The organism is Radiobacillus kanasensis (assembly GCF_021049245.1).
Taxonomy (GTDB): domain Bacteria; phylum Bacillota; class Bacilli; order Bacillales; family Amphibacillaceae; genus Radiobacillus; species Radiobacillus kanasensis.
Map to the genome: position 1 here is coordinate 190,622 of NZ_CP088020.1, position 12,188 is coordinate 202,809.

Below are 12,188 nucleotides of genomic sequence, written 5' to 3' on the forward strand. Positions count from 1 at the left end.
AGGTATTTGCTAACAAAAGTGAAGTCATAAGGGGGTACATTCTAATGAAAGCTCTAGTCAAAACAGAACTCGGATTTGGAAACCTAGAGATTCTAGATGTAGAGGAACCTAAGGTTGGTAAAGACCAGGTCAAAATATTAGTAAAATATGCTGGGATTTGCGGATCTGATGTTCATACGTATGAAGGGAATTATAAAGTGGCAACTCCTGTCACTTTGGGGCATGAATTTTCAGGAGTAGTAGTTGAAGTTGGGGAATATGTAACGGAATTTAAAATAGGAGATCGAGTAACATCAGAAACAACATTTGAAATCTGTGGAGAATGCGAGTATTGCGCAACAAAGGACTACAATTTATGTAACAACAGAAAAGGATTAGGTTCCCAGCAAAATGGCGGTTTTACGAAATATTTAGTCGCGCGTAAGGAAAGTGTCCATAAATTACCTGATCATGTTGATTACCAATCTGCGGCAATGACAGAGCCCTTAGCATGCACGTACCATGCAGCGGAAAAAACAAGTATTAACAAAGGGGATGTTGTTGTTGTTTTAGGACCTGGACCAATCGGTTTACTAATGGCACAAGTGGCAAAAAGCCGAGGAGCAAAAGTAATTATTACAGGCTTGGATCATGATCAAGTTCGGTTAAATAAAGCAGAGGAACTCGGAATTGACCTTGCTGTGAATATCCAACAGCAAGATGTAAAAGGATTAGTAAATGAATTAACAAATGGTTATGGTGCGAATGTGGTATTTGAATGTTCAGGTGCAGTACCAGCTGTGAAAATGGGCTTAGATCTGTTAAGAAAAAAGGGGCAATATGTGCAAGTAGGTATATTTGCGAATGCTGAAATTCTGGTGAACTTTGAAAATATTATTCAAAAAGAAATTAGAGTAGTTGGAAGCAGAAGCCAAAAATCAAGTGATTGGGATCCATCCCTAGCATTAATGAACGAGAATCTTGTGAATACGGAAAAACTGGTAACTCATGAGTTTGATATCACACAGTGGGATGATGCTTACAATAAAATTAAAAGTGGGGAAGCAATAAAAGTACTTTTAACGACTTCTGAATAGTACATGAAGAAGACTTTTGAAGCATGCAGCAATAAAGGATGTCAAAAAACATTCTGCTAGGCTGCGAAAAATGATGCTATAGCTATTGTAAGAAACCTATTAATCTTAGGTGGTTCCCATGAGAATCTCAATGAAGTAATCATGGTGGATTTAGCTTACGGTTTATCAGTGATTAGAAAGTAAGGGTGATAGATAATGGTAGAAGCATTTTTAGATTATGCATTAGGACCACATGGAAGATTTCTAAGTGAATTTTATACTAACAACCAAAATTTTATCAATGCTACAGTTATTGTCATTGCACTTGGAAGCTTTCTTATTAAAAAGAGGAGAACGACGTAATATACCTAGATTTCAAACGGAAGAACTTTTTTCACCTAAATAAAAAGGGTTACATGGGGAGTAGATAGCCTTCATTCTGCGTACCAACCTTATAATAGAACGAATGACTGAAAATCTGTGAAAGGATGTATCTACATGAAATCCTTAAAACTCTACGGAAAAAGAGATATAAGATTTGAAGAAGCTCTAAAGCCAACTATTGAAGAGGAAGATGAAGTAGTCATTAAAGTGAAAGCAGTTGGTATTTGTGGATCAGATTTGTCCAGGTACTTAAAGCTAGGACCATATATAGAGGGAATGATATTTGGTCACGAATTCTCTGGAGAAGTCGTAGAAGTTGGATCAAATGTGGAAAATGTAAAAGTGGGTGACCGCGTAGCTGGGTGTCCAGCATTATATTGTGGAAAGTGTGAAAGCTGTAAAAAATCAGAGTATGCAAGGTGCGATAAACTAACCGTAATAGGTGCACGACACCCAGGTGCCTACGCAGAGTATGTCAAGCTGCCTTCCGAAAATGTAGTGGTTCTTCCTGAAAATGTAGACTATGAAACAGCTGCGTTAGTTGAACCATCTGCGGTTGTTGTTCATGGATTCTATAAAATGGATATGCAGCCTGGTGATGAAGTTGCTGTTATGGGTTGTGGGAATATTGGATTACTTGCCATACAGTGGGCCAAAGTTTTCGGTGCAAAGAAGGTTTATGCGATTGACATAGATCCGAAGAAATTAGATATGGCTAAAGGGGTTGGGGCGGATGAACTTATAAATCCTAAGGAAGTTTCAGCCCATGAACAAATCTTGGGATTGACCAATGGCAGAGGAGTCGATGTAGCCATTGAATCAGCTGGATCCCCAATTACTTCTGCACAGGTACTTGCTCTTCCTAAAAAGGGAGGTCAAGTGGTCTTCTTAGGAATTCCATATGGAGATGTGAACATTGAAAGGTTTTATTTTGAAAAAGTGGTTAGAAATGAATTACAAGTAATTGGAGCATGGAATGCAGTTTCAGCACCTTTTCCAGGACCTGAATGGACAACAACTGTTCATTATATGAGTACAGGACAAATCAATGTAAAGCCTTTAATTACGCATAGATTAAGGCTAGAGGAAGGACCAGAAACGTTTGAAAGTATCATAGAAAGAAAAGAATTTTTCGGAAAGGTTATTTTCCAACCCGAAGTAAGCTGAAAGCTAAGTCCTAACTAAAATAGAATGGTTGTAGTAGTGGGTTATTACATCCATATTGGATACTCGAGATAACTACTTTTTTAAAAGTTATAAGAATGATTCGTTTCGAGATTAGGAAACGAATCATTCTGGTTTCAATCTATAATAAGGTGCGTATTTGTACGGAAGTCCATTTTAACCGTTAACACGCGGTTATATAAGAAAGTGTAACTTTTTTGGTTGCTTCTTAAATTATTTCTATCTGTTTACTTGTAATTGTCTGTTTACTAGACAATCTAGTGCCTAAGTTGATACTAGATTAACTACTATTTTCAGCATAGAATCAATAAGAATATCCAATTGTTATTATTAAGATTCTATAGTTGTTCGGTCAACAAAGTTCTGATTCTCTTTTATGATCATTCTTGAAAGACGTCTTCCTGCTCTCTTAAAGAAGAATTCATCAGCGAACTCTTGTGAATCAATTTGAGATAGATGGTTGATCACTCCATTTTTTTTATCATATTCAATTCGTCCCATTAAATCTTCATTTGGTCCATATTGATACACTACCCTTTCTTCATCCTCAAACTCCTTCAACATTAAAACAAAAACTGCCATGTATCTTGACTCCTCATAGTTTTTCAAAAATCCCACGGCCTTTAAGGCTCTATCGTCATGTCATAAGCTGTTCTATATCAGTCTGGAATACACTTTCAAATTTTGATTCAGCAATATAGTATCACCATCCGCGGGATCCTCTGTTAAGGCACATTTTCCACAAACTATCCAGTTTTCCTTATATCTTCATTAGATTAATTTTCAGGAAACCAAGCTTAGCTATTACCCATTCTAATTGTGGTACTTTTTGAGTATCAATCCAACCAATCTCATACGTTAACTTACCATCATGCCCACCTAAAAAATGGCATTGAGCCAATTAAGCCCGAACTAACAAACAATCTATTTTTATTGAAGACTATAAACTGGTATATACGACCGACCCTAACGGTATATCTGTGGGTTTTATTGATTTACCAAGACATATGCCTACCATTTTTTTATCAGTGGGTGAATTAGATACTTGAACTGAAACAACTTTTAATCCTAACTCTTTGTACTCAGGTGTCCGAACAACAATATTGTCTCCAATCCTGTTTAATGAAGCGAGAACGGGATTAAGTCCAACTATAATAATTCCATATTATTTGGATTCAAACACATCTTCAACATCCATTATCTTTTGCATTGGATACCTCCTTTTCATCTACTTTGGATGAATAATACATCCTTGACATCTCAAACACGAAGCACACCATTTCTGAATCTTGTAATTGCATCCCTAAGTAACGGCATTCTTTCAGTTGATGTTAAATCAGGAGCAAATCTAGCCGCCCTAATACTTCAAAAATCATGCGGCATTTAACAATAAATATCTTAAAGTAAAAAACCTTGAAAGCATAATGCCAATCAAGGGTAGTTTGTTTACAAATATAAATAAGGTTTCTCCTCAATAAGTTTTTGCAAAACGCTTTGCTTCTCAGGCTCTAATTTTTCAAAAAGTTCTGAGAACCTCTTAATAGAATTTTCAGTTTCTAACCAACTTAATGCTGCTAAAGCGAAATGGGCATTATTATATAATCCTATTACTTTAGGTTCTTTCTCCATCAGCCTTGCTAGATTAACTAATTTTTCGATAACAATTTCATCATGCATTTGCATACGAACAATTTGAAAAATAGCATTTGCTTTAATTAGAATATTTGTATCGTCTAATAAAAAAATTAATTCATCTTTGGAAATATCATTATTCTTTATGCTGTTAATTATCTGTTGCACGTTATTCATATTTTACCTCCCCAGTATTTCATTTCTTCTAGTTCTCATTTCTTGTAAGATAAATCTGCCCGCACCGTAATCACGAATTTCCCTGGCTAATTGTATCTCTTCCATATATCCTCTGTATTCAAGACGCCAAAATAAATCACTATCTGCAATCACCCTCATTCCTGGATGACCTAAATCAAAATCGTCCAGCATATGTCTGTATTCATGTCGGACTGCTCCAATTGAAGCATCGGGGTCAAGAATCAATCTTCCAGGATTTCCGAATGATGGTTCATAAGCAAGTGTACCTCTACGAAAATCAACTTGTACTCCCACTTCCTCTGCATGCCTTAAAATATCATTATACTCGTCAGCATGCGAATTAGAGGCTGAACCTAGATTCTTACGAAGAGCATCACCATAAGTATTAAGCCTACTATTACCAGTACCCTTAGCCCCATCACCAACAACTCGAACCCCGCCAGGTTCCTTAACAACTTTAGCACCTTTCGCTAATTTTACCGCTTTATCGACACCTTTGGTACCCACTAGGGCAAGACCTATTTCTCCAAATGCTTGTCCAAACCAATGAGCACGGCTTTCGGCGTCGCCGTTGATGACATCGTTTTTCCATGATTCAGAAATGGAATTCCATATACTTTTGCTCGTTTCCACGGGATGATTGACGAAATAAACGAGACCGTTGATTGTTTCGATAGGGTGAGTGACCACATGCCACAGTCCTTTTACTGTGGAAACAACCGCATCTGCTAGGCCATCTACGAACCCTGTAACGGAATCGGATACCACTTCAAATCCCTCTTTTATTCTATCCCAGATGGATTTCTTCTCGGGTTTCTTAAGCTCTAGGGCATTCACTTTTTGATCTGCTTTTATGTACAGTTCCAAGGAGTGTTCAAGAAAGTGGTTTAATTCTTTCACTTGAACCTCTAATTCACGTATTTGTTGTAACGCCTCATCCAAACGGGGGCCGATGTTTCTTCTCTGAATTATTTCGGAATCTATCTGATAGCGAATCGATGCTAAGTCATTCTCTGCCCTTCTTAATTGAGAGGTGATCCTTTTTAGGTCGTAATCGACATGCTTAACACGGTTTACTTTAATATCAATCTGCGACAAATAGGTTGTCCTCCTTTCTAATGAAACATAGACCTTAATGAATCTAACGGATCACGCTCGTAGAACGGCTCCGTCTGTTCAACCATCGAGGTAGCTAGCGGTAGGGATTCATCAAGAACCATCCACTCAAATAGTGGTTGAAACGGTACATGTTGATTGACTTTTTTGGAGATACTATGGATTAACTCCATAGCTTGTTGTCTATCCGATTCATCTATCTCTAACCCTATTAAGGGATAGGCTTGTTCATTTGTTGAAGGATTGTAGATGTGGGTGATATAAGCCTTTTTAATAGAAGGATAGTCTTGAAGATAAGATGATATGGCATCTAAGGTAGTGTCCGAGACAGCTGTGGTTTGTTCTGTCATAAGCTGCTTTTTCTCTGTATCGCTTAAGTTCTCAAAAAAGTGATGAACAATTCTTCCGTCCCTCAGCGTTTCAAGCTCCTCTGGAATGATTTTCTTACTCAGGTCAAAACCCGGATTTAGGACCCAAGGTTTGTCCACTTCAATAGCATCTAATAGCATTTGTGTAGGTATTTTCACATAGGTGAAATCCGACCCGAGGATAGAGTGGAACTTTTCCCAGCAAGAATATACGGGAAGGATAAGTTCCCCTTCGATTTCAATATATTTCAGATCTAAAGTAAGTTCTTCTTTTGGGTCTGAAGCTACTTTTCCTATTACGACTAATTCAAGTTCCAAAAATGCCTTGTAAAAATGGTAGCGCTTGGTTGGCTCTTCCACGGCTAATTGCAGGATTTCATCAAAAGGATCTTTAAATTCCATTATTTTTGCTCCTTTATTAAGACTTCTATCCATTATTATCCATTAAATGTGAAGGAATGAAAATCCAACCTTTTTCTTATTTACGGGACAAAAGTAGGGGCTATTGTTTATCGTAAAGGTGCATTTTAGGTAATTTTACCTAAATAAATGTTGCATTTGCTATAATGAAGGAAGAGAAACACCTGTGAGACATAACTTCATTCTATGATCTAGAAGGAAATTTACGTTTTTTAGGGAAGGTATTAATAGGTGAAAATGATGGAGATTAATTTAGAAAAGGCTACGGTGCACGATGCCGAAGCTATTTTCGAGATACAGGTTCAAGCTTTTATACCATTGTTGGAGAAATATAAGGATGAGAAAACGAATCCAGCTTTAGAAACGGTAGAAAGAGTAAAGGAAAGAATTCTTCGTCCTAATGGGGCTTTCTTTAAAATCGTTTTGGATAGCCAACTAGTAGGAGCTATATGTGTGTATAAGAGGAGAAGCGATATTGGATTAATCCGATGTTTGTTCATCCTAACCAGCAAGGTAAAGGAGTTGCCCAACAGGCAATACGACAGGTGGAGGGGCTTTTCGTAGATGCAATAAGCTGGGAACTGGCTACGATAAAGGAAGAAGTCCGGAACTGTTACTTATATGAAAAACTAGGTTTTGAAAGAACAGGAGTAGAAAGATCATTAAATGAACATGCGACTCTAGTATATTATAAAAAAGAAATGGCTCAGAATTAGAGATACATATTGTCGCTAAATGATGATGAAAAGGTGGAATATAAATTGGATACAGTTAAACATAACCAAGCTGCTTGGGATAAAAAAGTGAACGATGGGGCGGTTTATACGAAACCAGTTAGTGGGGAAGAGGTAGCCAAAAGTAAACAGGGGAATTGGTCGATTAACTTAACTCCTACAAAGACTGTTCCTCAGAATTGGTTTCCAAATTCCTTAAAGGGTCTAAAAGTCTTATGCCTTGCTTCTGGTGGCGGTCAACAAGGCCCAGTGCTGGCTGCAGCTGGAGCAGACGTGACGGTTGTTGATATTTCACAAAAGCAATTAGATCAGGACGAACTTGTTGCAAAGCGCGATGGTTTATCTTTGCAGACGATCCAAGGAAGCATGTCGAACCTTCATTTTTTCGAAGATGGGACATTCGATATGGTCATTCATCCCGTAGCTAATCTTTTTGTAGAGGATGTAAAACCAGTGTGGCAGGAAGCCGCAAGAGTATTAAAAGAAAATGGTTCTCTTTTATCTGGGTTTGCGAACCCGCTTTTGTTCATTTTCGATGATGAACAAGAAATGCGGGGGAACTTGGAAGTTAAGCATTCTATTCCATTTTCTACGCTTGATCCTATGAATGAAGCGGAACGAGAAAATCATATAGCTGCTCATGAGACGATTGAATATGGTCATACATTAGAGGATCAAATTCAAGGGCAAATAGAAGCTGGATTTATGATTGCTGGTTTTTACGAAGATAATTTTGGTGGGAGTCGTGAGTTAGACCCTTATATAAATACGTTTATGGTGACGCGTGCTATTAAGAGAAGTGATATATAATTTGTTTCTTGCTATCAATCTAAAATACGAGGAGGAGTCGTCATGGATGAAAGGTATCCTATTGGACAATTTGAACATCAAGGGGAAATCACCAAAGGCGATATTGAACAATGGTTAAAGGAAGTAGAGGAGCTTCCGAAGCAAATAAAAGATGTCGTACAGTACATGAGTGAAGAGCAGCTAGATACACCATATCGTGATGGCGGCTGGTCGGTGCGTCAAGTTGTTCATCATGTAGCGGATAGTCATATGAATAGCTTTATTCGTTTCAAACTGGCTTTGACAGAAGAGAATCCAACCATCAAGCCATATGAAGAAGCGGAATGGGCAGAGCAAGCTGATTATCAGTTGCCTGTAGCGTTTTCTTTAGCAACAATAGAAGCCATTCATAAACGAACGGTTCATCTATTGCAAAGTATAGGTTTTGATGAATTTGAAAAAACATTCATTCATCCAGAGTCTGGCAAACAAACATTGTCAAAGTATTTAGGGTTTTACAACTGGCATGGTAGACACCATTTAGCTCATATCACACAATTAGTTGAAAAGATGGATTGGAAGTAATGAAAAAGACATGGCTGAGATGGCCATGTCTTTGTTAGTTCTATCTAAAAATATGATCAATCTCTTCAATCTCTGCTTGTGTGAGGGAAACATCCAATGTTTTTAGATTGTTTAATACTTGGTCGGCGCGCTTTGCTCCAGGGATGACAGCATCTACCCCGTCACGAGTTAAATACCAAGCAAGGACAACATGGGCCACTTCTGTACCTTTTGCATCAGCAATTTTTCTCACTTGATCAACTTTCGCAAGATTGTCCTTAAAAGTTGCACCTTGGAAATGTGGCATGTTTTTGCGAAGATCATCAAATGTCATATGTTCCGTATATTTCCCGGCTAGTAATCCTGAAGCAAGAGGGAAGTACGGGATAAACGAAATATTATGCTCCGAAACATAAGGAAGAAGATCCTTTTCCGCCTCTCTTTGCAATAAGTTATACTCGCCTTGGAATACATCCACATAGCCATCCTTGTTGGCATCTTTCAACTGTTCTAAGGAGAAGTTGGATACTCCAATGGCTCTGATTTTTCCTTGTTCTTTCAATCGGCTTAATGCACCAACTGCTTCTGCTTTCAGAGTATCCTTGTCTGGAAAATGAATGTAATACAAATCGATATAGTCTGTTTGCAGTCTCTTTAAGCTATCCTCCACGGACTTCGTAAGAAATTCTGGTGAGTTGTCCATCACGACTTCGCCATCTACAAATTTATGAGCTCCTTTTGTTGCAAGAATCGCTTCTTTCCGCTTACCTTCTTCTTTCATAACCTCGCCGATTAATTCTTCGGAACGCTCAGGACCATATATAAAAGCTGTGTCTAAAAAGTTGATACCATGATTTAAAGCGGTTCGTACAAGGTCTTTGCCAGCCTCTTCATCTAGGTTTGGATACAAGTTGTGCCCACCAACCGCATTTGTTCCTAAGCCTATGGGATTTACATAAAGTTCAGATTTACCTAACTGAACGTGCTTCGTCATGTTAAATCACTCCTTATCATTCTAGTCGAATGGTTCCATCATAAATGAGATTTGAAATTTTTTCCTGTAATATGCTTGGTTCTTCTGTAAATCTAATTGAATCAAAGTGATATAATAATCCCATTACTAGGAAGAGGCGGGGTAATATGGAGTCCTCAATCAAACTTGCTATTATGACAGATATTCATGGGAATGATGCTGCCTAGGAGGCGGTCTTAAAGGATATAGACAATCAGCAGGATATAAATCATATCTATTGTTTAGGCGACTTAATTGGAATTGGCTATCAAACTAATGAAGTGCTGCAACGTCTTACTAGAAGAGAGGATGTCATCTATGTAAGGGGAAACCATGATCAAGCGATTTTAGATATTATAGAGCAAAGAGAGCCAGAAAGTAATGGCGAGGAACTAGAACACCATGAATGGATTGCTAAGAATCTGGAAAAATCCTATCATCCCTTTCTAGCTCAATTACCCATGCAAAGATCTGCCAGCTATAATGAGAAGAAGTTTTTGTTTAGGCATTATCACATGGAGGCCAATGAGACATTTCTCCCGATCGATCAAGAGCCTTCTGCTTTAAAATTAGACAGTATATATCAAACTGAAGGGGCGGATGTTGTTTGTTTTGGACATCATCACATTCTTCATCATTTTAAATCAAACCAAAACCAAAGACTTTACTTAAATCCAGGAGCACTAGGTTGTGGGCATCAATCCATAGCACCATACGCGTTAATGACAATTGTACCAACTGGAGAGATCGACGTTTGTGTGAAGGAAATTTCTTATGACTCTCAGGAATTTTTAAAAGGATTTGAAGTGCTACAAGTCCCTGCTAGAGATTCTATCCTAAAAATATTTTACGGGATATAAATAAAGCCATCCGGTTACCAGAACGGCAAATTTATGATCCTATCATAAGTGTGTTGAGCTATTGGAGAAAAGGATAGATCTTCCTGTTTCCTTGTACTCTAGTAGGTGAATGCCAGTGTCATCCGTTTTGAAAAAAATGTCATGATTGCAAGGCAGTCCTAGAAAGCTTTCTATAATTCTAGAAATCATTCCTCCATGGGACACGATGGCAATACGCTTGTATTCGGTGCTATTCTTCTTCATATAAGAAAATGCTTGCTCTCCTCTTGCTCGGAATTCAATAGCCGATTCACCTGTTAATCCAAACTTTTCATGTGGGTGTAACCCCCATGGGAACGGTACTTCGTCTAAAGGTTGACCAGCTAGATCCCCGTTATCATGTTCGCGTAACTCCGTTAAGTATGTAATGGGGCATCCTATTAAATCTGCTAAAATATCGGCAGTCTTCCTTGCTCTTTTTTGTGTACTAGCCCAAATAAAGTCAGGAGGAAACTCCTTCAATACTCTTTTTGCCATTCGATTCACTTGATCTATTCCTTCTTCCGTCAACGGATAATCAGCACTTCCTTCATGGACATTCAACAAGTCTGCTTCTGATTGACCATGGCGAATGAGTAAAATTTGCATGCCGTCTCCTCCTTTGTATGAATCAGGCTATATATATTCTATTTTTATTTTAAAAATTCCTTCACTTTATGTTTCAAGACCTCCATTTTTGATATAGTAAAATCGAACGTATATTCGAGGGGGCTTGCTATGAATTCATTTGTACATCATGCTTTACATCAAATTAATATTGCAGTGGATACTACTTCACAAATGTTAGATAAGCTAGAGGAACAGGATCTAAAGATAAGACCCACCGAGAGTAAGTTTTCTGTAGGAGAATTAGCAGCACATCTTTCTATGATTTGCGAAGCGGATTTTCAAATATCTAACGGAGCATCTTCAGAAGAGATGGATACCTTCTATAATCGAGCAGAGCCAACTACCATCAAGGATATAAAAGATACCCTTCTACATAGTTATGATGTTTTGAAAAAGGGATATGAGAACCTATCAGAGAGTCGGTTGCAAGAAGAAGTAACTTCGCATTGGGGTGTTACTTATACCCGTTATGAATGGCTGCTAGAGATTATTGCCCATCTATATCATCACCGTGGACAGTTACATGCAATGCTCGTACATCATCTAAGTAAAGACCCAGGAATTCCATTATTTGAATAGGACAGAGGAGGATAAACATGAAACGTATTGCCGTATTTTGTGGATCAAGTAAAGGGGCTTCAGACGAATATATGAAAGCTGCGGAACAGCTCGGAAAAGACCTAGTGGAGCGGGATATTGCCTTAGTATATGGAGGAGCTAGTGTAGGGGTAATGGGTACTGTGGCGAATTCAGTTTTACAGAACGGAGGACAAGCCATAGGTATTATGCCTCGTTTTTTAGATGAACGTGAGATTTCACATAAAGCGTTAACAGACCTAATTATTGTGGAAACGATGCATGAAAGAAAAGCGAAAATGGCGGAGATGGTCGATGGTTTTATCGCTTTACCAGGTGGGGCTGGGACAATGGAAGAATTTTTTGAGGCATTAACCTGGGCTCAAATTGGTCTTCATCAAAAACCATGCGGACTGTTAAACACGAACCAATATTATAGTCCATTGGTTGATTTCTTTACGCATATGGTGAATGAGCAATTTATGCAGCAACGATATAAAGAAATGGTTATGGTAGAGGAGAATAGTGGAAAGCTATTAGATAGATTCGAAAGGTATGTAGCTCCCGGCCTGAAGACGTACGAACGCTGATGAATTGACCACTTCATTTATCCGTGTTATATTTATCTCGAATTAAAGATAATTTTC

13 protein-coding genes and 2 pseudogenes are annotated in these 12,188 nt (G+C 38.1%); 9 read left to right on the forward strand and 6 right to left on the reverse strand.

Going from position 1 to position 12,188, the window contains the following annotated elements:
- Positions 1-44: 44 nt before the first annotated feature.
- From KO561_RS01070 to KO561_RS01080, 3 genes are all read left to right on the forward strand, one after another.
- The gene (locus KO561_RS01070; RefSeq protein WP_231095278.1) at positions 45-1,076 is read left to right on the forward strand and encodes a zinc-binding dehydrogenase; all 1,032 of its coding nucleotides are present in this window, start codon (positions 45-47) and stop codon (positions 1,074-1,076) included.
- A 195-nt stretch (positions 1,077-1,271) separates the two neighbouring features.
- Complete coding sequence (locus tag KO561_RS01075) at positions 1,272-1,418, forward strand: hypothetical protein (protein WP_231095279.1); 147 nt, start codon at positions 1,272-1,274, stop codon at positions 1,416-1,418.
- A gap of 135 nt (positions 1,419-1,553) precedes the next feature.
- A complete protein-coding gene (locus KO561_RS01080; protein ID WP_231095280.1) occupies positions 1,554-2,606 on the forward strand; it encodes a galactitol-1-phosphate 5-dehydrogenase in 1,053 nt (350 codons plus the stop codon).
- A 348-nt stretch (positions 2,607-2,954) separates the two neighbouring features.
- On the opposite strand, the gene KO561_RS01085 is transcribed toward KO561_RS01080, so the two are convergent.
- From KO561_RS01085 to KO561_RS01100, 4 genes are all read right to left on the reverse strand, one after another.
- Positions 2,955-3,206, reverse strand: coding sequence for a hypothetical protein (locus KO561_RS01085; RefSeq protein ID WP_231095281.1), 252 nt, complete (start codon positions 3,204-3,206; stop codon positions 2,955-2,957).
- A gap of 864 nt (positions 3,207-4,070) precedes the next feature.
- Positions 4,071-4,433 (reverse strand): hypothetical protein, encoded by a 363-nt coding sequence (locus KO561_RS01090; protein WP_231095282.1) that lies wholly within the window; start codon positions 4,431-4,433, stop codon positions 4,071-4,073.
- Between the two features lie 3 nt (positions 4,434-4,436).
- Complete coding sequence (locus KO561_RS01095) at positions 4,437-5,552, reverse strand: hypothetical protein (protein WP_231095283.1); 1,116 nt, start codon at positions 5,550-5,552, stop codon at positions 4,437-4,439.
- A 17-nt stretch (positions 5,553-5,569) separates the two neighbouring features.
- The gene (locus tag KO561_RS01100; RefSeq protein WP_231095284.1) at positions 5,570-6,340 is read right to left on the reverse strand and encodes an enhanced serine sensitivity protein SseB C-terminal domain-containing protein; all 771 of its coding nucleotides are present in this window, start codon (positions 6,338-6,340) and stop codon (positions 5,570-5,572) included.
- Positions 6,341-6,598: 258 nt separating this feature from the next.
- On the opposite strand from KO561_RS01100, the pseudogene KO561_RS01105 reads away from it, so the two are divergent.
- The 3 genes and pseudogenes from KO561_RS01105 (at position 6,599) to KO561_RS01115 (ending at position 8,466) form a co-directional block, all read left to right on the forward strand.
- Positions 6,599-7,074: pseudogene (locus tag KO561_RS01105) on the forward strand (GNAT family N-acetyltransferase).
- 45 nt (positions 7,075-7,119) lie between these two features.
- Positions 7,120-7,902, forward strand: a complete 783-nt coding sequence (locus tag KO561_RS01110; RefSeq protein WP_231095285.1) for a class I SAM-dependent methyltransferase — start codon at positions 7,120-7,122, stop codon at positions 7,900-7,902.
- 42 nt (positions 7,903-7,944) lie between these two features.
- Positions 7,945-8,466 (forward strand): YfiT family bacillithiol transferase, encoded by a 522-nt coding sequence (locus KO561_RS01115; RefSeq protein WP_231095287.1) that lies wholly within the window; start codon positions 7,945-7,947, stop codon positions 8,464-8,466.
- A gap of 40 nt (positions 8,467-8,506) precedes the next feature.
- Here KO561_RS01115 and KO561_RS01120 read toward each other — a convergent pair whose 3' ends face one another.
- Positions 8,507-9,439, reverse strand: a complete 933-nt coding sequence (locus KO561_RS01120) for an aldo/keto reductase (RefSeq protein ID WP_231095288.1) — start codon at positions 9,437-9,439, stop codon at positions 8,507-8,509.
- A gap of 221 nt (positions 9,440-9,660) precedes the next feature.
- Between KO561_RS01120 and KO561_RS01125 the strand changes: the two are divergent.
- A pseudogene (locus tag KO561_RS01125) lies at positions 9,661-10,317 on the forward strand (metallophosphoesterase family protein); the annotation flags it as partial.
- Between the two features lie 42 nt (positions 10,318-10,359).
- Here the strand turns inward: KO561_RS01125 and KO561_RS01130 are convergent.
- Complete coding sequence (locus KO561_RS01130) at positions 10,360-10,944, reverse strand: histidine phosphatase family protein (RefSeq protein ID WP_231095289.1); 585 nt, start codon at positions 10,942-10,944, stop codon at positions 10,360-10,362.
- Between the two features lie 129 nt (positions 10,945-11,073).
- Here KO561_RS01130 and KO561_RS01135 point away from each other — a divergent pair, with 129 nt between their 5' ends.
- Positions 11,074-11,544 carry a DinB family protein gene (locus KO561_RS01135; RefSeq protein WP_231095290.1) on the forward strand — a complete coding sequence of 157 codons (471 nt, stop codon included), beginning with the start codon at positions 11,074-11,076 and terminating at the stop codon, positions 11,542-11,544.
- Between the two features lie 17 nt (positions 11,545-11,561).
- Positions 11,562-12,131 (forward strand): LOG family protein, encoded by a 570-nt coding sequence (locus KO561_RS01140; RefSeq protein ID WP_231095291.1) that lies wholly within the window; start codon positions 11,562-11,564, stop codon positions 12,129-12,131.
- Positions 12,132-12,188 lie beyond the last annotated feature (57 nt).